Consider the following 23,474-nt stretch of genomic DNA (forward strand, 5'->3'; position numbering starts at 1 on the left):
TTTGTGGGCGCTGCGCACCCAAGCGGGAGCAAGCTCCCTCGCCACATGAGTCCTGAATCGGGCTCACTCAATCTCTAGTCAATCGATCAACCGCGCTCACCCAGCAACCATTGCAACTGCACTTCATGCTGACCACGGTCGTCGGTCACGAAAATCGTGCCTTCGCTGATCATCACATCCCACTTGATCACGCGGGGCATGTCCTGGGCCAGGGTTTCCAGCACTTCCTGGGGCACGGCGGCGATGTTGACGTTCTTCAGGCCCTTGACCGCCGGGATCACCTTGCCTTCCCAGACCCGCAAGCTGCCGTAGGCCAGCAAGCTGGTGCGCTCGGTACGTCGCGAACACCAGGTCAGGCGCTCGGCGTCAGGCTGGCCGACTTCGATCCAGTGCAACACACGATCATCCAGGCTCTTTTCCCACAGCGCTGGTTCATCGACATCCGACAGACCGCGACCAAACGACAGCAGCTCGTTGTACCAGAAGGCGTAGGCCAGCAGGCGCACGGTCATGCGCTCTTCGGTTTCCGAAGGATGGCGGGCGATGGTCTGCTTCACGTTCTCGTACACATTGCGGTCGAGGTCGGTGAGGTTCAGTTCAAATTTGTAAGTCGTGGACGGCTGGGCCATGAACGGGCTTCTTGATACGAGGAAAGGCGGCAAGTCTAACCGATGACGCGGCCAATCCACGAATTGCCGACCATCAACCTGCGGCGACTGCGGCTGGCCTATGATAAAACGCTCTACCGATTTGCTTTTGTCCTACAGGATCCGTCATGTCGCTTACTGCCAAACCGCTCGCGGGCGTCAAAGTCATCGAACTCGGCACCTTGATCGCCGGGCCTTTTGCCTCGCGGATCTGCGGGGAGTTCGGCGCCGAGGTGATCAAGGTCGAATCGCCCGACGGCGGCGATCCTCTGCGCAAGTGGCGCAAGCTGTATGAAGGCACGTCCTTGTGGTGGTTCGTCCAGGCCCGCAACAAGAAGTCCCTGACCTTGAACCTGAAACACCCCGAAGGCCTGGCGATCCTGAAGAAGCTGATCGGCGACGCGGACATCCTGATCGAGAACTTTCGTCCCGGGGTGTTGGAAAAGCTCGGCCTGGGCTGGGAGGTCCTGCACGCGCTCAATCCCAAACTGGTGATGGTGCGGCTTTCGGGGTTCGGCCAGAGCGGACCGATGAAAGACCAGCCGGGGTTTGGCGCGGTGGGCGAATCCATGGGCGGCCTGCGCTACATCACCGGGTTCGAGGATCGCCCGCCGGTGCGCACCGGGATCTCCATCGGCGACTCCATCGCCGCCTTATGGGGTGTGATCGGTGCGCTCATGGCCCTACGCCACCGCGAGGTCAACGGCGGCGCCGGACAAGTGGTCGACGTGGCCTTGTACGAAGCGATTTTCGCCATGATGGAAAGCATGGTGCCGGAATTCGACGTGTTCGGATTCATCCGCGAGCGCACCGGTAACATCATGCCCGGCATCACGCCTTCGTCCATCCACACCAGCGCCGACGGCAAACATGTGCAAATCGGCGCCAACGGCGATGCGATCTTCAAGCGTTTCATGCAGGTCATCGGTCGGGATGACCTGGCAAACGACCCGCAATTGGCCAGCAATGACGGTCGAGACGGGCGACGCGACGAGTTGTATGGGGTGATTGATCGCTGGGTCAATTCGCTGCCGCTCGATAGCGTGATCGAGCAGCTGAACCGGGCCGAGGTGCCGGCCAGCCGGATTTTCAGCGCCGAAGATATGTTCAGCGACCCACAGTTCCTGGCTCGGGAAATGTTCCTGCAGGCCAAACTGCCGGACGGCAAGGCGTTCAAGATGCCGGGCATTGTACCGAAACTCTCCGACACGCCCGGGACGTCCGAATGGGTCGGGCCGGGACTGGGTGAGCACAACGAACAGGTGCTTGGTGCCCTGGGCTACGATGCGCAACAGATCGCCAAACTACGTAGCGACGGTGCCATTTGACGAGCCGTGCTGCGAACGAGAGTCCGTGACTGCCGAAGGACCAACTGTGGGAGCGAGCCTGCTCGCGATAGCGTCGGGTCAGTCGACTTGATGTGACTGACACACCGCTATCGCGAGCAGGCTCGCTCCCACAAAAAGCGTCACACTGAAGTTTGAACGCCAGACAAAACGCCGGGCAAAAAGAAACCCCGAGAAGTGGGGAGACAACTCGGGGTTAAACGTAACCCATATCAAGGTTCGTACAACAAGCGACGAGCACCGGAGCACAATGCTCGCTCTTGTTGGTAAAAAGTCTGACTCTCCAGAGTGTAGGAAGGTTCCCACGAAATCTCAGTCAATTCGGGGCGGCCATAACCTTGTCGGCGGCCAGGTTACGCAGCGCTGCGATCACACAAGGCTCCAGGCGGCCCTCGGCAATCAGTACATCGCGATGCAAGCCATCGACCACGTCCGTCAACTGACGTTTGTCGGTCAATTGGGCCTGGTTGAACACCCGTTCAACCATGATCGCCCCAGAGGTATTCTTCAGTGTCACCAGGCATTCGCCCTTGGCGCCAGAGGGAGTCAGCGTGACCTGATACGGGCTCAAAGCCTCACCCAGCAATAGGCTGATACTTTCCATTCGCTCACCCTTCAATAGTCCGAAAACAACTGCATGTACACACTAAGTGACCGTGGGCCGCAGCAGAAAGTTCGTTAGCGCACCGAGCCGGCACGCCGGAACCCGTTCAATCGAGCATGCGCGTCCAATATGACAGGTAGACAACAGCCTGCATCGGCCCGCCTCAGGCCAGGAACCGGTCGGACCGGCTCCAACGACGCCCGATGTCGATCCAGCCCCCAAGCAGGCCGCGCAGTTGACCATCGGCGCCATAGAAGGGTACCGACCAATGGTAGATTTCCCGCAGGCCGCTGCGAAACATCAGCTGGCGGTCGACGTATCGAGGCTGGCCGGTGCGCAGTTGCTCCATGACTTCCCCGTGCAGCAACTCGGCCGTGGCCGGCGGGAACGCCGCGCAGTCGATCAGCCGCGTCCCCCGCAGCCGTTCGAAGCGGGTCGCGAACTGGTCCTCATAGCTTTTGTTGCACATGATCAGGCGGCCTTCCAGGTCCCGGATGAAAATCGGGTCGGGGATGGCGTCCATCAAGGCGCTCTGGAGCATCAACTGGTCCTTGAGCACAGCCTCGGCCCTGAGGCGCTGATCGATCTGTACTTTCAGGCGGCGGTTCCATAGCACCGACAGCAAGCCGAATATCAGCACCACCGTTACGCACCAGTAACCCCAACTGGACAGCCGTCTCCAGAACGACGGCTCCTGGGCGGGCGCGCTGCCGGCCATCCATTTGGAGCGCAGCGCGCGCATCTCCTCGGCCGGGAAGACTTCCAGCGCCTTATTCAGAATATTGAGCAACGGTATCAGGTCCTGGCGCACGGCCAGGTAGTCCGGTTCCCATTTGCCCTCCACGCTGGTGCCTACCTGCAACTGCCCTGTCGGATAGAGATGCACCCCTGTTTCGTTTTCGATGGTGGCGTGGGCTTCCCGGCTCTCCACCAGCGCCCGCGCCTCGCCGTTGGTCTTGACCGTACGCAGCTTGATGGCCGGGTAGTCGCGGCGGATTTCCGCTTCCAGGGCGTGCCGTGCCGGCAGCGCCAGGACCTTGCCATTGAGTTGCTCCAGCGAATACAGCGCGGACTCGCCTTCACGCCCGACAAACACCCAGCCGTAACCGCCAAAGGCATGGCTGAAACTCAGGAAATTCCTACGCTCGTCATTCATTGCCAGGGTGGTGGTCATGTCGGCTTCGCCGTTCTCCAGCATCGTCATCAACTGGTCCGGCGAAAATGACTCTCGATGCACGAACTCAAGCCCGGTCATCTGCGCGATGCGCTGGAGAATGTCCTGATTGAGGCCGTCCCAGCGTCCCAGCTCATTCTTGAACAGGTACAACGGAAACTGCATCGAGGCGACGATGACCCGAGGGTTCTCCTTGATCCACTTCAACTCCAGGGCATCCAGCACCGGCCGCACATCAGGCGGTGGCGTTTCGAGGACCGCCGATTGTGCCGCGCTGCTCCATTGCGCCCAGTACATCAAGGCCAAACCCATTACCCAACCCAGCGCTGGCTTGCTTCTGATAAAAAATGACATCTGCACTTCCTTCGAGATGACTCGCCCCTCCTCCAAGGCGAAAACCCGGCCAGTTTGGCATGCAGAAACAAGAAAGCCCGTCAGGAGACGGGCTTCAAAATGTGACAGGTTCCAGCGGTCAGAGCGGCTTGCCGCGGTTGCCATGCTGGCTGACAAAGGCCTGCACGGCCTTCAGGTCATTTGGCAGCACAGTGCAGCGCTCATCTCGCTCAAACAAATCAGAAAGATGTGCAGGTAGTTCAAGCGCTTTTCCTACGCCGGCTTTCTTCACTGCTTCCGGGAACTTGACCGGGTGGGCCGTACCCAGGGTCACCATCGGGATGTCCAGGCTGCGACGGCATTCCCGGGCAGCACGCACGCCAATGGCCGTGTGTGGATCGAGCAGCTCGCCACTCTGAGCAAACACCTCGGCGATGGTTTCGCAGGTTTGCTCATCGTCTACCGCCAGGGAGTCGAACAGTTTGCGGGCTTCGGTCCAGCGCTCGGGCTCGACGCTGAAGCCACCGCCCTGCCTGAAGCTGTCCATCAGCCCGGCAATCGCCGCACCGTTACGCCCGTGCAGGTCGAACAGCAGGCGTTCGAAGTTCGACGACACCATGATGTCCATCGACGGCGACAACGTGGCGTGCAGGGTTTCCTTGACGTACTGGTTACCGCTCATGAAGCGATGCAGGATGTCATTGCGATTGGTGGCGACGATCAGCTGGTTGATCGGCAGCCCCATGTTGCGCGCCAGGTAGCCGGCGAAGATATCGCCGAAGTTGCCGGTGGGCACCGAGAACGACACGGAACGGGCCGGGCCGCCCAGTTGCAGCGCCGCGTGGAAGTAATAAACGATCTGGGCCATGATCCGCGCCCAGTTGATCGAGTTTACCGCCACCAACCGCGTGCCCTTGAGGAAACCCTGGTCGGCGAAACTGGCCTTGACCATTTCCTGGCAGTCATCGAAGTTACCTTCGATGGCGATGTTGTGGATGTTATCGCCGAAAATCGTCGTCATCTGCCGACGTTGCACTTCCGAGACACGGTTGTGCGGGTGCAGGATGAAAATGTCGACGTTTTCGCAATGCTTGCAGCCTTCGATGGCCGCCGAACCGGTGTCGCCGGAGGTCGCACCAACGATCACCACCCGCTCGCCACGCTTTTGCAGCACGTAGTCCAACAGGCGGCCAAGCAACTGCAGGGCGAAATCCTTGAACGCCAGGGTCGGGCCGTGGAACAGCTCCATCACCCATTCGTTACCGTTGAGCTGACGCAGCGGCGCGATGGCGTTGTGGGAAAAGACCCCGTAGGTCTCTTCCAGGATTTTTTTGAAGTCGGCGTCAGGGATGCTTCCGCTGACGAACGGGCGCATGACCCGGAACGCCAGCTCGTGATACGGCAAGCCGGCCCAGGAGGCGATTTCTTCCTGGGTGAAGCGTGGCAGGTTTTCCGGCACATAGAGACCGCCGTCCGTGGCCAGGCCGGCCAGCAGGACATCTTCGAAATTCAGGGCCGGTGCCTGGCCGCGGGTGCTGATATAGCGCATAAGGGCAAACCTTCGGTTTGAGCTGCGAGCTGTGAGCCACGAGCCGCAAGTAAAAGCCGGTCGGCTTTGACTTGTAGCTCGCAGCTTGCAGCTTGTAGCTGCTTAGTTCAAATGTTCAACGCGGATCCGGACCACCGGGCCGACAACGCCCTGGAGCGCTTCCAGCGCGGCAATCGCGTCGTTGATGCGCTGCTCGACCACGCGGTGGGTCAGCAGGATCATCGGCACCAGGCCGTCGTGCTCCTCGACTTCCTTCTGCATGATCGACTCGATGTTGATGCCACGCTCAGACAGGATACTCGCCACCTGGGCCAGTACGCCCGGATGATCCTTGGCCTGGATGCGCAGGTAGTAGGAGCTTTCGCACTCCTGGATCGGAAGAATCGGATGAGCCGACAGCGAATCCGGCTGGAAGGCCAGGTGCGGTACACGATTCTCCGGGTCCGAGGTCATGGCGCGAACCACGTCCACCAGGTCGGCCACCACCGAAGAGGCAGTCGGTTCCATGCCCGCGCCAGCGCCGTAGAACAGCGTCGAGCCGGAGGCATCGCCATTGACCATCACCGCGTTCATCACGCCGTTGACGTTGGCGATCAGGCGGTCGGCCGGAATCAGCGTCGGGTGCACGCGCAACTCGATGCCGCTGGCGGTGCTGCGCGCCACGCCCAGGTGCTTGATGCGGTAGCCCAGGGCTTCGGCGTAGTTCACGTCAGCGGTGGTCAGCTTGGTGATGCCTTCGGTGTAGGCCTTGTCGAACTGCAACGGAATGCCGAATGCAATGGACGCCAGGATCGTCAGCTTGTGCGCTGCGTCGATGCCTTCCACGTCGAACGTTGGATCGGCTTCGGCGTAACCCAGGGCCTGGGCTTCGGCGAGCACGTCCTCGAAGGTGCGACCCTTCTCGCGCATCTCGGTGAGAATGAAGTTGCCGGTGCCGTTGATGATCCCGGCCACCCAGTTGATGCGGTTGGCCGACAGGCCTTCGCGGATCGCCTTGATCACCGGGATACCACCGGCCACGGCGGCTTCGAAAGCCACGATCACGCCCTTCTCGCGGGCCTTGGCGAAAATTTCATTACCGTGAACGGCGATGAGCGCCTTGTTCGCGGTGACCACATGCTTGCCATTCTCGATGGCCTTGAGTACCAGCTCGCGGGCAACGGTATAGCCGCCCACCAGTTCTATGACGATGTCGATCTCAGGGTTCGTGGCCACTTCGAACACATCGTTGGTAATCGCAATACCGGTCGTCTGGAACTGAGGCTTTGGCGTGCGCATGGCAATTTGTGCCACTTCGATTCCACGCCCGGCACGACGAGCAATTTCCTCGGCGTTGCGCTGAAGTACGTTGAAGGTGCCGCCACCGACGGTACCTAACCCACAGATGCCTACTTTGACCGGATTCACTCTTGACTCCCCATGAAACGGCCGACGCTAGGGTCGGCCGTGAATACAGCCGCGCAGCAACGCGGCTTTGTTTTTAACGGCCCGACGAAGGTTTTCGCCGAGCCGTGACCTTCAAAAACGGATCACCCATGATCATTTGGCGCCAAGGGCCAGTTTGGCGACTTGTGGCGCCGGCTGATAGCCCGGAATCACCTGGCCGTCAGCCAATACGATGGCCGGCGTGCCGTTCACACCGATGGACTGGCCGAGGGCGAACTGCTTGGAGACCGGGTTCTCGCACTTGGCGGCCTTGATTTCCTTGCCGTCGACCATCTTGTCCATGGCCGCTTTCTTGTCCTTGGAGCACCAGACCGCCTGCAATTGCTCGTCACCCGGCGAGCCCAGGCCCTGGCGCGGGAACGCCACGTAGCGCACTTCGATGCCGCGCTTGTTCAGCTCCGGCACTTCGGCGTGCAGCTTGTGGCAATACGGGCACGTGGTGTCGGTGAACACGGTGATATGGGATTTGGTTTCGCCAACGGCCGGGTAGACCACGGTTTCGGCAACCGGGATGCCGTTGATCAACTTGGAAATGCCCTGGCGCTCGGTAATTTCGGTGAGGTTGACCGGCTTGCCGTCCTTGAGCTCGAACAGGTTGCCCTGGACGATATACTGCCCGTCGGCGCTGGCGTAGAGCACGCGGCTGCCCTTGAGCTTGACTTCATACAGGCCGGACATCGGGCTGGCCGAGATGGCTTCGATCGGTACTTCGAGCTGAAGGTTTTCCAGGCTCTTGCGAATAGCCTTGTCGGCCGCATCGTCGGCGATGGCAAAGGTGCTTGCCAGCGCGATGGCGGCGGCGGTGAACATCTGGATCAAACGCATGAGGACTCCTGAGGCGAACAAATGGGACGAGGAAACGCCGACCCTTGGATCCGGGTTCCAGCCGCCCACTGTGCAAACCGGCAAAGCCTATCACATAAGGCCCGCGGGGCCGAATGCCGGTGATGCAAGACGTTGGCGAGGGCTTTTTTGTGGGGCCTGGCTTGGGACATTCGCTGAACATACTGCCGTCTTCGCGAGCGAGCTCGCTCCCACAGGAGTTACTCAGTGCTGCGCATACAGCATTCGCCACAGATATCCTGTGGGAGCGGGCTTGCTCGCGAAAGCGGTGGATCAGCTTGCACAGTTGTTGGGATGTGCCGCCGTCTTCGCGAGCAAGCCCGCTCCCACAGGGGAATGGCGGTGAACACAAAATAACCGGACCTCACAAATCAATGTGGGGGCGAGCCTGCTCGCGATAGCGGCCTGTCAGATTGCAGGGTTGCTGGATGTATCACCATCATCGCGAGCTCGCTCTAGCAGGGACAGCATCAAGCGACCTCACTTAGCCTCGTGGAGGGTGCTTGGCGTACAGGTCCTACAACCGTGCCCAGGCGATGTGGGTGTAGATCTGGGTGCTGAAGAGGTTGCTGGGGGCCAGTAGCTTCTTTCAAAGAAACATATGTAGGCCGATTCCCCCTAAACCATCAGATCTGTCTATTTTCACTGTCTTTTTTAAAATCCAGACCGCAGTCCATATAGCATCTTCGGTTACCGGACCGTGCGGGTTTTTGGCATTATTGGTCGGGGTATTCCCTTTGTCGCGGCAGGCTTGGCTGTCTTCGATCTCGTTAGCATCGGCTTATGTGCGTATGAGGCGAAAAATGGAAGATAACGGTCACCGGAAAGACATTACCAGACAGGTTATTCAGCTATTTGTCGAGACCATCGGCTTCATCGCTCCGGATCAGGTGACAGAACAGACTGACTTCATCCATGACTTCAATATCATCGATGACGACCTGACCTGCTTCGTGATGCAGGTCGAATGGAAATTTTCCCTGGGCTCATCTCAAAAAGACTGGGATACCATCACGACAATCAGACAAATCGTTGAGCTGATCCTGCGCCAAACCAAAGGCATCTGAAAACCTCAACCCCGCGGATGATGCCTGGCATGCAAGTCCTGCAACCGCGCCCGGGCGACGTGGGTGTAGATCTGGGTGGTGGAGAGGTCACTGTGGCCGAGCAGCATCTGCACCACCCGCAGGTCGGCGCCGTGGTTGAGCAGGTGGGTGGCGAAGGCATGGCGCAAGGTATGGGGCGAAAGGGATTTGGCGATGCCGGCCACCTTGGCCTGGTGCTTGATGCGGTGCCAGAAGGTCTGGCGGGTCATCTGGTCGCCGTTGCGGCTTGGGAACAGCACGTCGCTGGGGCGTCCGCCAAGCAGCTCGTGGCGGGCGTCGCGCATATAGCGCTCGACCCAGACGATCGCCTCTTCGCCCATCGGCACCAGGCGCTCCTTGCTACCCTTGCCCATCACCCGCAGCACGCCCTGACGCAGGTTGACCTGTTCCAGGGTCAGGCTGATCAACTCAGTGACACGCAGGCCGCAGGCGTACAGGACCTCCAGCATGGCCCGGTCGCGCTGGCCGATGGCTTCGCTGAGGTCCGGCGCCGCCAGCAGCGCTTCCACATCGGCTTCCGAGAGGGATTTGGGCAGCGGCCGGCCCAGTTGCGGCATTTCCACGCGCAGGGTCGGATCCAGCGCAATCAGCTTTTCCCGCAGCAAATAGCGATAGAACCCACGCAAGCCGGAGAGAAACCGTGCGGTTGAGCGCGGCTTGTAGTTCTGTTCCAGGCGCCACGCCAGATGATCGAGGATCAACTCCCGCCCGGCATTGGCCAGCTCCAGGTTCTTCTCCTGCAACCAGCCGTTGAACAGGGCCAGGTCACTGCGATAGGCGTCGCGGGTGTTATCGGACAGCCCCTTCTCCAACCACAAGGCGTCGAGAAACTGGTCTATCAGAGGGTGATCGATGGCTGGCATAAAAACTCAGAAGGATGCAGGCACGCGCTGCATCGAAATAGAAAGCGAAGGTATGCAGGGTGCTCAAAGACCAAATCGCAGGCAACAAAAAAGCAGCCCGCAGGCTGCTTTTTTTGCATCGGAAGCTGGACTTAAGCCAGTTTTTCCTTGATGCGCGCTGCTTTACCGGACAGGTCACGCAGGTAGTACAGCTTGGCTTTACGCACGTCACCGCGACGCTTCACAGCCATGCTGTCGATTTGCGGGCTGTAGGTCTGGAAAGTACGCTCTACGCCAACACCGTTGGAGATTTTGCGAACGGTGAATGCACTGTTTACGCCGCGGTTACGCTTGGCGATAACAACGCCTTCGAACGCTTGCAGACGCGAACGGTCGCCTTCCTTCACTTTCACCTGAACGACAATGGTGTCGCCTGGGGCAAAGGTAGGGATTTCTTTGGTCATCTGCTCTGCTTCGAGTGCAAGGATGATTTTGTTAGTCATGCTGTGCTCCTAAGGCAAGTCGTCGGACTCACCATCGATACGTTGTTAACTATCGTCCCGCTCGCGGATGTATTCCTCGAGCAGCTTCTTCTCTTCTCCAGAAAGCGAGCGGCTTTCCAGAAGATCGGCGCGTCGTTCGTAGGTCCGACCAAGGGACTGCTGCAAACGCCAACGCCGGATGTGCGCGTGGTTGCCACTTAGCAACACGTCGGGAACACGCTGATCCGCATACACCTCCGGTCGGGTGTAGTGCGGGCAATCCAGCAGACCATCCGTAAAGGAATCTTCCTCAGCGGAATCTGCATGCCCTAAAGCTCCAGGCAGCAGTCGTGTAACCGCATCGATCAGGACCATCGCCGGCAGCTCGCCGCCAGACAGGACATAGTCGCCAATCGACCACTCTTCATCGACATGAGCTTCAATGAAACGCTCGTCAATGCCTTCATAACGGCCGGCAATCAGGATCAATGCATCCGAATTCGCCAGCTCGCGTACCGCCGACTGAGTCAGCTGGCGGCCTTGGGGCGACAGGTAGATCACCTTCGCACCCTCCCCGGCTGCCGTCCTGGCCTGAACCAGCGCATCTTCCAGGGGCTTGATCTTCATCACCATGCCCGGACCACCGCCAAACGGGCGATCGTCCACAGTGTGATGTCGATCCGTGGTGTAGTCCCGCGGATTCCAACAAGTGAGCTGCAACAGCTCCTGTTTCACCGCGCGGCTGGTTATGCCGTATTCGCTGATGGCGGAAAACATCTCGGGAAACAACGTGATGACTTCAACGCGCAAATTAGCCACGTTTAGAAATCCGCATCCCATTCCACCTTCATCTCGCCTGCTGCCAGGTCGACGGCCAACACGCATTGCTCGGTATAAGGCAACAGACGTTCGCGATCATCCAGGCTACCGACGAAAGGCTTGACCACCATGACATCGTTCGAACCGGTCTCGAGCAGGTGATCGATTTTCCCGAGCATTTGCCCGAGTTGGTCGATGACCTTCAGACCCACCAGCTGGTACCAGTAGTACTCGCCGTCGGTCAGTTCAGGGAACAGGTTGCGCGGCACGCAGATCTCATAACCGGCCAGAAGACGTGCTTCTTCACGGTCATCGAGACCCTTGAGCTTTGCGACCAGGAACTTGTCGTTCCCACGTCCGCTGACCAGCTCAACCTGTTTCTCGCTGCCTTCGCGCTTGAGCGTCCAGGTTTTGTAGTCCAACAGGTTTTTGATCGGATCAGTAAAGGAATACACCTTCACTTCGCCGCGAACGCCATGAACAGAATAGATCTTGCCGACAACGATCAAATCATCAGCAGCTTTTGGCGTCGCGTTCATATTGCTCAGGCCGCAGCCTTAGCCGATTCCTTCAGCAACTGAGCAACGCGCTCAGAAGGCTGTGCACCAACGCTCAGCCAGTAGGCTACGCGCTCTTGGTTCACGGACAGACGAACTTCCTGACCACGGGCAACAGGGTTGAAGAAACCAACCTGTTCCTTGTGGGAACCGTCACGCGGGTTGCGGCTGTCGGTTACGGTCAGGTGGTAAAACGGGCGCTTTTTGGAGCCGCCAAGGGCAAGACGGATTGTTAGCATGTGAACATCGTTCCTGTAGTCGGTGCTGCAAATCTAAATGCACAGCGGGCATAGGTGCCCGAAAGGCCGCATATTCTAAGGAATATCCGGACTTTTGCAAATGTCTTTTTCCGGCGCCTGGCGCCATGCGATCAAGATTTGCCATAGAGCCGTCATGAAAAACGGCAAGTCAGCTCCCGCGTAGCGCGGGTTTGCTGGAGATCCCCGCATCCGTGCGGGGCAACGCCGACATGACAGTCGGCGCAGATTCTTTACATTTTCGGCATGCCGCCGCCGGGCAACATACCGCCCATGCCGCGCATCATCTTGGCCATCCCGCCTTTGGCGGAGAATTTCTTCATCATCTTCTGCATCTGCTTGTGCTGCTTGATCAAGCGACCGATGTCCTGCACCTGGGTGCCGGAGCCCATGGCGATCCGGCGCTTGCGCGAACCGCTGATCAGTTCAGGGTCACGGCGCTCGGCCGGGGTCATGGAGTTGATGATGGCCTCCATCTGCTTGAACTGCTTTTCAGCCGCGCCCTGGGCATTGCCCATCTGCGCCAGGTTTACGCCACCAATGTTCGGCAGTTTGTCCATGAGCCCGCCGAGGCCGCCCATGTTCTTCATTTGTTGCAGCTGATCGCGGAAGTCTTCGAGGTCGAAGCCCTTGCCCTTCTTCAGCTTCTTGGCCAGTTTGTCGGCCTTGTCCTTGTCGAGGGTCTGCTCGGCCTGCTCGATCAGGCTGAGCACGTCGCCCATGCCCAGGATCCGTGAGGCGATACGCTCGGGGTGGAACGGTTCCAGGGCTTCGCTCTTCTCGCCCATACCGATGAACTTGATCGGCTTGCCGGTGATGGCCCGGACCGACAGCGCGGCACCGCCACGGGCGTCGCCGTCGACCTTGGTCAGGATCACGCCGGTCAGCGGCAGTGCGTCGCCAAACGCCTTGGCGGTGTTGGCCGCGTCCTGGCCGGTCATGGCGTCGACCACGAATAGGGTTTCCACCGGATTGATCGCGGCATGCAGCGCCTTGATCTCGCCCATCATCTCTTCATCGATGTGCAGGCGACCGGCGGTGTCGACGATGACCACGTCGATGAATTTGAGTTTTGCTTCCTTAATAGCAGCCTGGGCGATGTCCACCGGCTTCTGGCTCAGGTCGGACGGGAAGAACGTCACGCCGATGTCGTTGGCCAGGGTTTCCAGCTGCTTGATGGCCGCCGGACGGTAGACGTCCGCAGACACCACCATCACCGACTTCTTCTTGCGCTCTTTGAGCAAGCGCGCCAGCTTGCCGGCGGTCGTGGTCTTGCCCGCGCCCTGCAGGCCGGCCATCAACACCACGGCGGGCGGCACGGCGCTCAGGTTCAGGTCTTCGTTGGCGGCGCCCATCAGGCTTTCGAGTTCGGCCTGGACGATCTTCACGAACGCCTGGCCCGGCGTCAGGCTGCGCGACACTTCGGTGCCGACGGCGCGTTCCTTGACCGAATTGACGAAGTCCTTGACCACCGGCAGGGCGACGTCGGCTTCAAGCAGCGCCATGCGCACTTCGCGCAGGGTGTCTTTGATGTTGTCCTCGGTCAGTTTCGCCTTGCCGGTGACATGGCGCAGCGTCTGCGAGAGACGGTCGGTTAGGTTTTCAAACATGCGCGATCCTTTCAGGCCCAGATGAGACCGGGATAATGGCGGCCCAGACCGTGAAAAATGTGCTCGGCGAGCCTGCGGCGTGGGCAGGTCGCGGATTATAGCGAAGAAGCGTGCCGCGTACACCTCGCTGTCGGTGCCGGCGGTCTTTCGTGCGATGGGGGTTCTATGCCAAACTCAGCGCCTTTCGGGCCTGCCTAACAGGATTTATGCTCCCCTTGTCACCCAGTTTGCTTGCCTCGCTCGTCGCCGCCTGCCTATATGCCGCTGCGACCCTCTACCAAGGCTCTCGCCTGGCGTCCGGCGCCAAGGCGAACAAACGCCTGCTGGTCACGCTTGGCGTGCTGGCGCTGCTCGGCCATGCGGCCAGCCTTTACACCCACCTGATGACACCGATCGGCCTGGGCCTGGACTTTTTCAACGCCGCCAGCCTGATCGCCGTGGCCGTGATCGCCCTGACGTTGATCGCCTGCTCGCGCATCCCGGTGGAAAACCTGCTGGTGCTGCTCTTCCCGCTGGGGCTGGCCACGGTGCTGCTGGCGCAGTTCGCGCCGTCGGGCACGGTGCAGGTCATCGACGAAGAGCCGGGCATCCTTGCCCACATCCTGCTGTCGATCCTCGCCTATGGGCTGTTCACCATCGCGGTGTTCCAGGCGTTGCTGCTGCTGGTGCAGGACCACCAGCTCAAGCATAAGCACCCGTCCGGGCTGATCCGCAACTTCCCACCGCTGCAAACCATGGAAAGCCTGCTCTTCGGCTTCCTCTGGGGCGGCTGGACGCTGCTGTCGCTGTCGCTGATTTCCGGCTGGCTGTTCGTCGAAAACCTGTTCGCCCAGCATCTGGTGCACAAGACCCTCCTGGCCTGCCTGGCGTGGGTGGTGTTCAGCGTGCTGCTGTGGGGCCGCAACCGTCTCGGCTGGCGTGGCCATAAAGCAATTCGCTGGACCCTGGCCGGCTTCTGCCTGCTGATGCTGGCTTACTTTGGCAGCAAACTGGTCCGTGAATACATCCTGCATATCTGACGGACGGCCCTGATGGATACGTTGCCCGTGGCGCCGCTGCTCGCCGTGTTGGTCGTACTGATTCTCTGGTCAGCGCTGTTCACCGCCATCGAAGCCGCCCAGCAACACCTGCGGGCCCAACGCAAGGCCTCGCGCGCTGCCGACAAGCCGCTGGCGACGCTGAACTTCCCGCTGCCCAGCCTGATCCTGTGCAATACCCTGTGCCGTGCCATGGCCATGGTGATCGGCACCCTGCTGGGGATTTTCAGCTGGCAGGAAAACGGCCCCTGGATGGCCTGGCTGGGCACCAGCGCAGCCCTGCTGGTGTTCGCCGATTATCTGCCACGCACCCTGGCCGTACGCCAGGCCGATGCAGTGCTGGCACTGGGCAATACCTTGCTTGGCGTGCCATTGAAGATTCTTTATCCGTTTGCCTGGCTGCTGAACAGCCTCAGCCAATCGTTGCTGCGACCATTTGCCCGCAAGACCAAAGTGGTGCAACAAAGCGACGACGAAATGCCCACTCCACCGCGCAGCGAGCATGAACCCGAACACAACGGCAGTCGATTGCAACCGATTTCCGGCATTCATGCCCTGGACAACATTACCGTCAATGACATCCTGGTACCCCGCAGCGAGGTCGACGGGATCAACCTGGACGACCCCATCGGCGAGATCATCGAACAACTGCGCCTGAACCGTCGGACCCGCCTGCCGGTGTTCCACAGCGACATCAACCAGGTCGAAGCGGTGCTCAACACCCGCCAGATCCGCCACATGCTGGCAGACGCGAGCCTGACCAAGGAAGCGCTGCTGGTCGCCTCCCACGAACCGTACTTCGTCCCCGAAAGCACGCCCCTGCAACTGCAATTACTGAATTTCCACAAGCAGCAACGGCGCCTGGGCATGGTGGTGGACGAATATGGCGAGGTGCTGGGCATCGTCACCCTGGAAGACATCCTCGAAGAAATCGTCGGCGAGTTCGAAAGCGAGCACAGCCTCGACAACCCCCACGTCCATCCCCAACCCGACGGTCGCCTGATGATCGATGGCGCGGCGTCGATCCGCGAGCTGAACCGGACCCTGGGCTGGCACCTGCCCTGCGACGGCCCCAAGACCCTCAACGGGCTAGTGACCGAGGCGCTGGAAACCATTCCCGAGAGCCCGGTGTGCCTGAAGATCGGCCGCTATCGGCTGGAGATCGTCGAGACCGTGGACAATCGCGTCAGCCAGGTGCTGGCGTGGCATAACAGCTCGGTGTCCGCGGTTCTCTGATCTCCCCCTGTGGCGAGGGAGCGTGCTCCCGCTGGGGTGCGAAGCAGCCCCTGAACAGGTCGCCGCAGTGCGCCAGGTTGACCGCATTCGCATGTGTTGGGGTTGCTGCGCAACCCAGCGGGAGCAAGCTCCCTCGCCACACGGCGCTGCGCAGACATCGCTATTGCGTTCCAACGCCCTTGTCGATTCGTTAGCCTCCTTCCTATACTCACCCCGCTTACCCAGCACCGCCCGAACCCAGTGCCTACCCTGCACTCAGCCAGTTCCGGCCCGACCATCGACACAATCCGCCCCAACCCTGCGACTGTTCCTACCTGAAACGGCGACAGGACCTCTGCCCACATCCCTGGGTGTTCGACCATAATAATTCGCTCCAACGGAGCACATGACTGTCAGGGATCACCGCATGACGACCATCACTTGCAACGACGCTGTGCCTGCCCAGCCGACCAACTCAGCCAGCCGCGTGGCGACCGCGAGTTTCATCGGCACCGCCATCGAGTTCTACGATTTCTATGTCTACGCCACGGCCGCCGCCCTGGTGATCGGGCCGGTGTTCTTCCCGCAAACCTCAGGCACGGCACAGATGCTGTCGTCGTTCCTGACGTTCGGCATCGCTTTCCTTGCCCGTCCGCTGGGTTCCGCGCTGTTCGGTCACTTTGGCGACCGGATCGGGCGCAAGTCCACGCTGGTGGCCTCCTTGTTGCTGATGGGCGTGTGCACGACGCTGATCGGCGTGCTGCCCGGCTACGCCAGCATAGGCGCCTGGGCACCGATCCTGCTGTGCCTGCTGCGTTTCGGCCAGGGCCTTGGATTGGGCGGTGAATGGGGCGGCGCGGCGCTGCTCGCGACCGAGAACGCGCCCAAAGGCAAGCGCGCCTGGTACGGCATGTTTCCACAACTCGGGCCGTCCATCGGCTTCCTGGCGGCCAACGGGCTGTTCCTGACCCTGGCCATGACCTTGGACGACGAGCAGTTCCGCTCCTGGGGCTGGCGGATTCCGTTCCTGCTCAGTGCGGTGTTGGTGATCGTCGGTCTCTACGTCCGGCTCAAGCTCCATGAAACCCCGGTGTTCGCCAACGCCATGGCGCGCCAGGAGCGGGTGAAAGTGCCGCTGGTCGAGCTGTTCAGCCAGTACTGGGCGCCGACCTTGCTCGGTGCGGCAGCGATGGTGGTGTGTTATGCGCTGTTCTACATCTCGACGGTGTTCTCCCTGAGCTACGGCGTAGCCACCCTCGGCTACAGCCGCGAGACGTTCCTCGGCCTGCTGTGCTTTGCCGTGCTGTTCATGGCCGCCGCCACGCCATTATCGGCCTGGGCCAGTGATCGTTTTGGCCGCAAACCGGTGCTGATCGTGGGCGGCGTGCTGGCGATTGCCTCGGGTTTCGCCATGGAGCCGTTGCTGACCCAGGGCTCGACCGCAGGCGTGGCGTTGTTCCTGTGCATCGAACTGTTCCTGATGGGCGTGACCTTCGCCCCCATGGGCGCGCTGCTGCCGGAGCTGTTCCCGACCCACGTGCGCTATACCGGCGCCTCGGCGGCCTACAACCTGGGCGGCATCGTCGGTGCCTCGGCCGCGCCGTTCTTCGCCCAGAAACTGGTGGCGATGGGTGGCCTGGCCTATGTCGGAGGCTATGTTTCAGCCGCTGCGGTGCTCAGCGTCATCGCGGTGCTGTGCCTGAAGGAAACCCGTCATAACGATTTGAACCGGGTCGCGTGAGAACTCAATGGGGTGGGGGAGCCAGCTTCCTCATCCCAACCAGCGCCTTTGCCAGCCATGTGTCACAAACCTGAACAGTGGCTGATGAAATACCCGCTAACAATCCCCCACCATTGAAACCACCCCCCACCTGCCCCATCTAAGACCCATACTCCATTGCGCAGGTGCCCCATGAGCGACCAGCACTCTACTGAAGCCAAGAACGACTACGCTGACCCCGACCACATCGAACACACCTCCTCCGGCACCGGCCTGGCCCTGCCCGGCCAGAACCTGCCGGACAAGGTCTATATCATCCCAATCCACAATCGCCCGTTCTTCCCGGCCCAGGTATTGCCGGTCATCGTCAACGAAGAACCCTGGGCCGAGACCCTGGAACTGGTGGCCAAATCCGAACATCACTCCCTGGCGCTGTTCTTCATGGACACGCCCCAGGAAGACCCACGGCATTTCGACACCTCGGCGCTGCCGCTGTACGGCACGCTGGTCAAGGTGCACCACGCCAGTCGCGAAGGCGGCAAACTGCAATTCGTCGCCCAGGGCCTGACCCGCGTGCGCATCCGCACCTGGCTCAAGCACCATCGCCCGCCCTACCTGGTGGAAGTCGAGTACCCGCACCAGCCGAGCGAGCCGACCGACGAGGTCAAGGCCTATGGCATGGCGCTGATCAATGCGATCAAGGAACTGCTGCCGCTCAATCCGCTGTACAGCGAGGAACTGAAGAACTACCTCAACCGCTTCAGCCCCAACGATCCGTCGCCCCTGACTGACTTTGCCGCCGCACTCACTTCCGCCACCGGCAGTGAGTTGCAGGAAGTGCTCGACTGCGTGCCCATGCTCAAGCGCATGGAAAAAGTCCTGCCGATGCTGCGCAAGGAAGTCGAAGTGGCGCGGCTGCAAAAAGAGATTTCCGCCGAGGTCAACAACAAGATCGGCGAACATCAGCGCCAATTCTTCCTCAAGGAACAGCTCAAGGTCATCCAGCAGGAGCTGGGGCTGACCAAGGATGACCGCAGCGCCGATCTCGAACAGTTCGAGCAGCGCCTGGAAGGCAAGGTGTTGTCGGCCCAGGCGCAGAAGCGCATCGAAGAGGAAATGAACAAACTGTCGATCCTGGAAACCGGCTCGCCGGAGTACGCCGTCACCCGCAATTATCTTGATTGGGCGACATCGGTGCCGTGGGGCGTCTATGGCCAGGACAAGCTCGACCTCAAGCACGCGCGCAAGGTGCTCGACCAGCACCATGCCGGCCTGGGCGACATCAAGGACCGGATCCTGGAGTTCCTCGCCGTCGGCGCCTATAAAGGTGAGATCAGCGGCTCCATCGTGCTGTTGGTGGGCCCGCCGGGCGTGGGCAAGACCAGCGTCGGCAAGTCCATCGCCGAGTCCCTCGGGCGGCCGTTCTATCGCTTCAGCGTCGGCGGCATGCGCGACGAAGCCGAGATCAAGGGTCACCGTCGCACCTACATCGGCGCCCAGCCGGGCAAGCTGGTGCAGGCGCTGAAAGATGTCGAAGTAATGAACCCGGTGATCATGCTCGACGAGATCGACAAGATGGGCCAGAGCTACCAGGGCGACCCGGCCTCGGCGCTGCTGGAAACCCTCGACCCGGAACAGAACGTCGAGTTTCTCGACCACTACCTGGACATGCGCCTGGACCTGTCGAAAGTGCTCTTCGTCTGCACCGCCAACACCCTGGATTCGATCCCTGGCCCGCTACTGGACCGGATGGAAGTGATTCGCCTGTCGGGCTATATCACCGAAGAAAAGGTCGCCATCGCCAAGCGTCACCTGTGGCCCAAGCAACTGGCCAAGGCCGGCGTATCCAAGGGCAGCCTGAGCATCAGCGACACTGCCCTCAAAGCCCTGATTGACGGTTATGCCCGTGAAGCCGGCGTGCGCCAGTTGGAGAAGCAACTCGGCAAACTGGTACGCAAGGCGGTGATGAAGCTGATCGACGACCCGAAGGCGGTGATCAAGCTCGGGCCGAAGGACCTCGAGGCCTCCCTGGGCAAACCGGTATTTCGCAACGAGCAGGTGCTGTCCGGCGTTGGGGTCATCACCGGCCTGGCCTGGACCAGCATGGGCGGGGCGACCTTGCCGATCGAAGCCACGCGCATCCACACCCTCAACCGCGGTTTCAAGCTGACCGGCCAATTGGGTGAGGTGATGAAAGAATCGGCGGAAATTGCCCACAGCTATGTCAGCTCGCACCTGAAGCAGTTCGGCGGTGACACGAAGTTCTTCGACGAGGCCTTCGTCCACCTGCACGTACCGGAAGGCGCCACGCCCAAGGATGGCCCGAGCGCCGGAGTGACCATGGCCAGCGCCCTGCTGTCCCTGGCCCGTAACCAGCCACCGAAAAAAGGCGTGGCCATGACTGGCGAACTGACGCTGACCGGACACGTTCTGCCGATCGGTGGGGTGCGCGAAAAAGTGATCGCCGCGCGGCGGCAGAAAATCAACGAACTGATCCTGCCGGAAGCCAACCGGGGCAACTTCGAAGAACTGCCGGACTACCTCAAGGAAGGCATGACGGTGCACTTTGCCAAGCGGTTTGCGGATGTGGCGAAGGTGTTGTTCTGATGTTCCTGTAGCGACTGCGCTACTGCTTTCGCGGGCAAGCCCGCTCCCACAGGGTTCGGTGTAAATCACAGATGTTATGAACAACACCTTCCACTGTGGGAGCGGGCTTGCCCGCGAAGGCGTCATCAGCCGCAACACCTGACCACCTGACACACCCGGTAGCATCTTCGGTTATGCTCCCCCATTCGTCGTAAATGCCGGAGCCCCTATGTCCCCCACCCGCCTGCTCGTGCCCTTGAGCCTCGCCCTGCTGAGCGCCTGCGCCACGCAACCGAAACACAACGTGACCGTGGAAAAACTGAGCCAGTGCCCAGTGCGCCTCAACAGCGGACAAAACCTGATCCTGAGCCTGCCCAGCAATCCCACCACAGGTTATCGCTGGGCGATCCAGGACTCGGCCGGCGGCGTGTTGAAAAGCCTGGGGCCCGAGGTGTATCGCAACCCGGAAGACGCCGGCATCGTTGGTGCTGCGGGCGTATCGACCTGGCGTTTCCAGGCGTTCGCCGCCGGCACCGGGCGCCTGCGCCTGACTTATCAACAACCCTGGGCGCCTGAAGTCCCGCCCGTGGAAACCTTCGACTGCGCCATCGCGGTGAACTGAGCATGGGTTGGCTGGTCCTCGCGCTGATGGGTGCGGCCACCTATCTGTATGGCCTGAGCGTTCACGCCACGCTGCTGTGCCTGCTGGTCAAGCCGATGCCGGTGCTGGCCCTGCTCGGTTGGCTGCACGATGCACCGCCCGGCGATTACCGGCGCTGGATCAGCCTCGGGCTGATTTTTTCGCTGATCGGCGATGTGTTGCTGGCCTGGCCGGGGGACCTGTTCGTGTTCGGGCTCGGCGCGTTCTTGCTGGCGCACCTGGCTTATCTGAAAGCCTACTTGAGCGATTGCCGCCGCCCGGCGTTGCTGCCATTGGCCTTGGCCCTGGGCATCGGCGCGGCGCTCTTGGGCATATTGATGTCGAGTGGTCTCGGGCCGTTACTGGTTCCGGTGCTGGTCTACGGCCTGGCCATCAGTGCCATGCTCTGGCGAGCGCTGGCGCGACTGGGCACCGACGTTCCCCAGCGCTCGGCCTGGCTGGCCGCCGCCGGGGCGCTGGCGTTCGTGTTCTCCGACAGCCTGATCGGCATCGACCGGTTCGTATCGCCCTTCCAGGCCGCGCCTTACCTGATCATCGTCAGCTATTGGCTGGGCCAGTGGGGGATTACCGCGTCGGCCTTCACCCGAAAACCGTATTGAGTCAAAGATCCCTGTGGGAGCCGAGCTTGCTCGCGATGAACGATAACGCGGCCTTACCCTGGACCGCAGCGCCTTCATCGCGAGCAAGCTCGGCTCCCACAAAGGCTCGCTCCCACAGGTTTTTTAGTTAAAATGCCGGCCTTTTCACCACCCATTCCGCTGGAACCGCCGTGAGCAAAGAGCCCGACCGCCTATTCGCCCAACCCCTGGCCCAAGTGCCGGACTTCGCCTTCAACGAGGACGTGGTGCGGGTGTTTCCGGACATGATCAAGCGTTCCGTGCCGGGTTACCCGACCATCGTCGAAAACCTCGGCGTGCTCGCCGCGCAATTCGCCCAGCCGAACAGCGTGCTTTATGACCTGGGCGCGTCTCTTGGCGCGGTAACCCAGGCGCTGCGCCGCCATGTGCGCACCGACGGGTGCCGGGTGATCGCTGTGGATAACTCAGCGGCCATGGTCGAGCGCTGCCGTGAATATCTCAACGGCCAGGACTCGATGTTCCAGGAGCTGCTGCCGGTCGAGGTAATCGAAGGCGACATCCTCGCGCTGACCTTCCAGCCGGCTTCGGTGGTGGCGCTGAACTTCACCCTGCAATTCATCGCGCCAGACCAGCGCACCGCTCTGTTGAGCCGCATTCGCCAGTCGCTGTTGCCCGGCGGCGCCCTGATCCTCTCGGAAAAATTGCGCTTCAACGATGTCCAGGAGCACGCGCTGCTCACCGATCTGCACGTGGCCTTCAAGCGTGCCAACGGCTACAGCGAGCTGGAAATCGCCCAGAAACGCAGCGCCATCGAAAACGTCATGAAGCCCGACAGCCTCGAAGAACACCGCGAACGCCTGCTGGCGGCTGGTTTCTCGAAAGTCGTGCCATGGTTCCAATGCCTGAATTTCGCCTCGTTGATCGCCCTGCCATGATTGATCTGTCTCCCCTCGCCCGCCGCTTGGCCGGCACTCCCCTGGCCGACTGGGCCGCGACGCTGCAGACGCAACTCGACAGCAAAATGGAAAAGGGTCACGGCGACCTGGAGCGCTGGCAAAGCGCCCTCGACGCCTTGCCGGCCCTGCAGCCGACCGAGATCGACCTGCTGAACGGCCTGACCCTGGACACTGACTGCGCCGACGAAACCCGGACGCAAATGCGGACAGCCTTGATGGGGTTGTCGCCGTGGCGCAAAGGCCCGTTCGACCTGTTCGGCGTGCACGTGGACACCGAATGGCGTTCCGACTGGAAGTGGTCACGGGTGGCGCCGCACTTGGATCTTGTCGGCAAACGCATTCTCGATGTGGGCTGCGGCAATGGTTACTACATGTGGCGAATGCTTGGCGCCGGGGCCGACACGGTAATTGGCGTCGATCCCAACTGGCTGTTCTTCTGCCAGTTCCAGGCGGTGCAGCGCTATCTTTCCCAGCCCAATGCCTGGCACCTGCCGTTCCCCTTCGAAGACCTGCCGCCGGACCTGGAAGGCTTCGACACGGTGTTTTCCATGGGCGTGTTCTACCATCGTCGCTCGCCGATCGAGCATTTGCTGGCGCTGAAAGACTGCTTGGTGAAAGGCGGCGAACTGGTGCTGGAAACCCTGGTGATCGAGGGCGACGAACATCAGGTGCTGGTGCCCGAGGACCGCTACGCGCAGATGCGCAACGTGTGGTTCCTGCCTTCGGTGCCGGCCCTGGAACGCTGGCTGCGCCGCGCCGGGTTCAGTGATGTGCGTTGCGTGGACGTGAGCCTGACCACCGTCGAGGAACAGCGCAGCACTGAGTGGATGAAGTACCAGTCATTGAGTGATTTCCTCGATCCTGAGGACCACAGCAAAACCATCGAAGGCCTGCCGGCGCCGATGCGGGCGGTGATTGTGGCGCGTAAATAAATCGCCCCCCTTATGTGAGCCGGTCCCTGTTCACTTTAGGCTGCCAATCATTGTGGCGAGGGAGCTTGCTCCCGCTCGGCTGCGCAGCAGCCGTAAAATCTGCCAACCGGTTTTTCCTGAGGCACTGTGTTGAATGGTTTGGGGCCGCTGCGCAGCCCAGCGGGAGCAAGCTCC

22 protein-coding genes are annotated in these 23,474 nt (G+C 61.0%); 10 read left to right on the forward strand and 12 right to left on the reverse strand.

Going from position 1 to position 23,474, the window contains the following annotated elements; translation table 11 throughout:
- Nucleotides 1–86: 86 nt before the first annotated feature.
- Complete coding sequence (locus tag RGM2987_RS21835; RefSeq protein WP_245144898.1) at nucleotides 87–629, reverse strand: YaeQ family protein; 543 nt, start codon at nucleotides 627–629, stop codon at nucleotides 87–89.
- 146 nt (nucleotides 630–775) lie between these two features.
- Between RGM2987_RS21835 and RGM2987_RS21840 the strand changes: the two genes are divergently transcribed.
- Nucleotides 776–1,975, forward strand: coding sequence for a CaiB/BaiF CoA-transferase family protein (locus tag RGM2987_RS21840; protein WP_245144899.1), 1,200 nt, complete (start codon nucleotides 776–778; stop codon nucleotides 1,973–1,975).
- A 334-nt stretch (nucleotides 1,976–2,309) separates the two neighbouring features.
- On the opposite strand, the gene RGM2987_RS21845 is transcribed toward RGM2987_RS21840, so the two are convergent.
- From RGM2987_RS21845 to RGM2987_RS21865, 5 genes are all read right to left on the reverse strand, one after another.
- Nucleotides 2,310–2,597, reverse strand: a complete 288-nt coding sequence (locus RGM2987_RS21845) for a DUF3509 domain-containing protein (RefSeq protein WP_245144900.1) — start codon at nucleotides 2,595–2,597, stop codon at nucleotides 2,310–2,312.
- Between the two features lie 163 nt (nucleotides 2,598–2,760).
- Entirely contained in the window at nucleotides 2,761–4,125 is a 1,365-nt protein-coding gene (locus RGM2987_RS21850; RefSeq protein ID WP_245144901.1) for a transporter substrate-binding domain-containing protein, read from the reverse strand.
- A gap of 118 nt (nucleotides 4,126–4,243) precedes the next feature.
- Nucleotides 4,244–5,653 carry a threonine synthase gene (gene thrC / locus RGM2987_RS21855; protein WP_245144902.1) on the reverse strand — a complete coding sequence of 470 codons (1,410 nt, stop codon included), beginning with the start codon at nucleotides 5,651–5,653 and terminating at the stop codon, nucleotides 4,244–4,246.
- Nucleotides 5,654–5,755: 102 nt separating this feature from the next.
- Nucleotides 5,756–7,060, reverse strand: a complete 1,305-nt coding sequence (locus tag RGM2987_RS21860; RefSeq protein WP_245144903.1) for a homoserine dehydrogenase — start codon at nucleotides 7,058–7,060, stop codon at nucleotides 5,756–5,758.
- 132 nt (nucleotides 7,061–7,192) lie between these two features.
- Nucleotides 7,193–7,924, reverse strand: coding sequence for a DsbC family protein (locus RGM2987_RS21865; protein WP_042730057.1), 732 nt, complete (start codon nucleotides 7,922–7,924; stop codon nucleotides 7,193–7,195).
- 821 nt (nucleotides 7,925–8,745) lie between these two features.
- Between RGM2987_RS21865 and RGM2987_RS21870 the strand changes: the two genes are divergently transcribed.
- Nucleotides 8,746–9,009: an acyl carrier protein gene (locus tag RGM2987_RS21870; protein WP_245144904.1), complete on the forward strand. Its 264-nt coding sequence runs from the start codon at nucleotides 8,746–8,748 to the stop codon at nucleotides 9,007–9,009.
- 5 nt (nucleotides 9,010–9,014) lie between these two features.
- Here RGM2987_RS21870 and xerD read toward each other — a convergent pair whose 3' ends face one another.
- From xerD to ffh, 6 genes are all read right to left on the reverse strand, one after another.
- Nucleotides 9,015–9,911, reverse strand: coding sequence for a site-specific tyrosine recombinase XerD (gene xerD, locus RGM2987_RS21875; protein WP_245144905.1), 897 nt, complete (start codon nucleotides 9,909–9,911; stop codon nucleotides 9,015–9,017).
- Nucleotides 9,912–10,042: 131 nt separating this feature from the next.
- Nucleotides 10,043–10,393: a 50S ribosomal protein L19 gene (rplS, locus tag RGM2987_RS21880; RefSeq protein WP_003175895.1), complete on the reverse strand. Its 351-nt coding sequence runs from the start codon at nucleotides 10,391–10,393 to the stop codon at nucleotides 10,043–10,045.
- Nucleotides 10,394–10,438: 45 nt separating this feature from the next.
- The gene (gene trmD / locus RGM2987_RS21885) at nucleotides 10,439–11,212 is read right to left on the reverse strand and encodes a tRNA (guanosine(37)-N1)-methyltransferase TrmD (protein WP_170845966.1); all 774 of its coding nucleotides are present in this window, start codon (nucleotides 11,210–11,212) and stop codon (nucleotides 10,439–10,441) included.
- Nucleotides 11,194–11,730 carry a ribosome maturation factor RimM gene (rimM, locus tag RGM2987_RS21890; protein WP_245144906.1) on the reverse strand — a complete coding sequence of 179 codons (537 nt, stop codon included), beginning with the start codon at nucleotides 11,728–11,730 and terminating at the stop codon, nucleotides 11,194–11,196. Before rimM ends, trmD begins: the two co-directional genes overlap by 19 nt.
- A gap of 5 nt (nucleotides 11,731–11,735) precedes the next feature.
- Nucleotides 11,736–11,987 carry a 30S ribosomal protein S16 gene (gene rpsP / locus RGM2987_RS21895; RefSeq protein WP_003198088.1) on the reverse strand — a complete coding sequence of 84 codons (252 nt, stop codon included), beginning with the start codon at nucleotides 11,985–11,987 and terminating at the stop codon, nucleotides 11,736–11,738.
- Nucleotides 11,988–12,238: 251 nt separating this feature from the next.
- A complete protein-coding gene (gene ffh / locus RGM2987_RS21900) occupies nucleotides 12,239–13,615 on the reverse strand; it encodes a signal recognition particle protein (RefSeq protein ID WP_205889994.1) in 1,377 nt (458 codons plus the stop codon).
- Nucleotides 13,616–13,830: 215 nt separating this feature from the next.
- On the opposite strand from ffh, the gene ccsA reads away from it, so the two are divergent.
- From ccsA to cmoB, 8 genes are all read left to right on the forward strand, one after another.
- Nucleotides 13,831–14,634, forward strand: a complete 804-nt coding sequence (ccsA, locus tag RGM2987_RS21905) for a cytochrome c biogenesis protein CcsA (RefSeq protein ID WP_245144907.1) — start codon at nucleotides 13,831–13,833, stop codon at nucleotides 14,632–14,634.
- A gap of 12 nt (nucleotides 14,635–14,646) precedes the next feature.
- Nucleotides 14,647–15,888 carry a transporter associated domain-containing protein gene (locus tag RGM2987_RS21910; protein ID WP_245144908.1) on the forward strand — a complete coding sequence of 414 codons (1,242 nt, stop codon included), beginning with the start codon at nucleotides 14,647–14,649 and terminating at the stop codon, nucleotides 15,886–15,888.
- Between the two features lie 406 nt (nucleotides 15,889–16,294).
- On the forward strand, nucleotides 16,295–17,608 hold the full coding sequence (locus RGM2987_RS21915; RefSeq protein ID WP_245144909.1) for an MFS transporter: 1,314 nt from the start codon (nucleotides 16,295–16,297) through the stop codon (nucleotides 17,606–17,608).
- Between the two features lie 171 nt (nucleotides 17,609–17,779).
- Nucleotides 17,780–20,194 carry an endopeptidase La gene (gene lon, locus RGM2987_RS21920; RefSeq protein ID WP_245144910.1) on the forward strand — a complete coding sequence of 805 codons (2,415 nt, stop codon included), beginning with the start codon at nucleotides 17,780–17,782 and terminating at the stop codon, nucleotides 20,192–20,194.
- 208 nt (nucleotides 20,195–20,402) lie between these two features.
- Nucleotides 20,403–20,795, forward strand: a complete 393-nt coding sequence (locus tag RGM2987_RS21925; RefSeq protein ID WP_245144911.1) for a protease inhibitor I42 family protein — start codon at nucleotides 20,403–20,405, stop codon at nucleotides 20,793–20,795.
- Between the two features lie 2 nt (nucleotides 20,796–20,797).
- Complete coding sequence (locus RGM2987_RS21930; protein WP_245144912.1) at nucleotides 20,798–21,433, forward strand: lysoplasmalogenase; 636 nt, start codon at nucleotides 20,798–20,800, stop codon at nucleotides 21,431–21,433.
- Between the two features lie 170 nt (nucleotides 21,434–21,603).
- Nucleotides 21,604–22,347, forward strand: a complete 744-nt coding sequence (cmoA, locus tag RGM2987_RS21935; RefSeq protein ID WP_245144913.1) for a carboxy-S-adenosyl-L-methionine synthase CmoA — start codon at nucleotides 21,604–21,606, stop codon at nucleotides 22,345–22,347.
- The gene (cmoB, locus tag RGM2987_RS21940; protein WP_245144914.1) at nucleotides 22,344–23,300 is read left to right on the forward strand and encodes a tRNA 5-methoxyuridine(34)/uridine 5-oxyacetic acid(34) synthase CmoB; all 957 of its coding nucleotides are present in this window, start codon (nucleotides 22,344–22,346) and stop codon (nucleotides 23,298–23,300) included. The genes cmoA and cmoB overlap by 4 nt, the downstream gene beginning before the upstream one ends.
- Nucleotides 23,301–23,474: the final 174 nt, after the last annotated feature.

It is taken from the genome of Pseudomonas sp. RGM2987 (assembly GCF_022952855.1).
In the GTDB taxonomy this organism is placed as follows: domain Bacteria; phylum Pseudomonadota; class Gammaproteobacteria; order Pseudomonadales; family Pseudomonadaceae; genus Aquipseudomonas.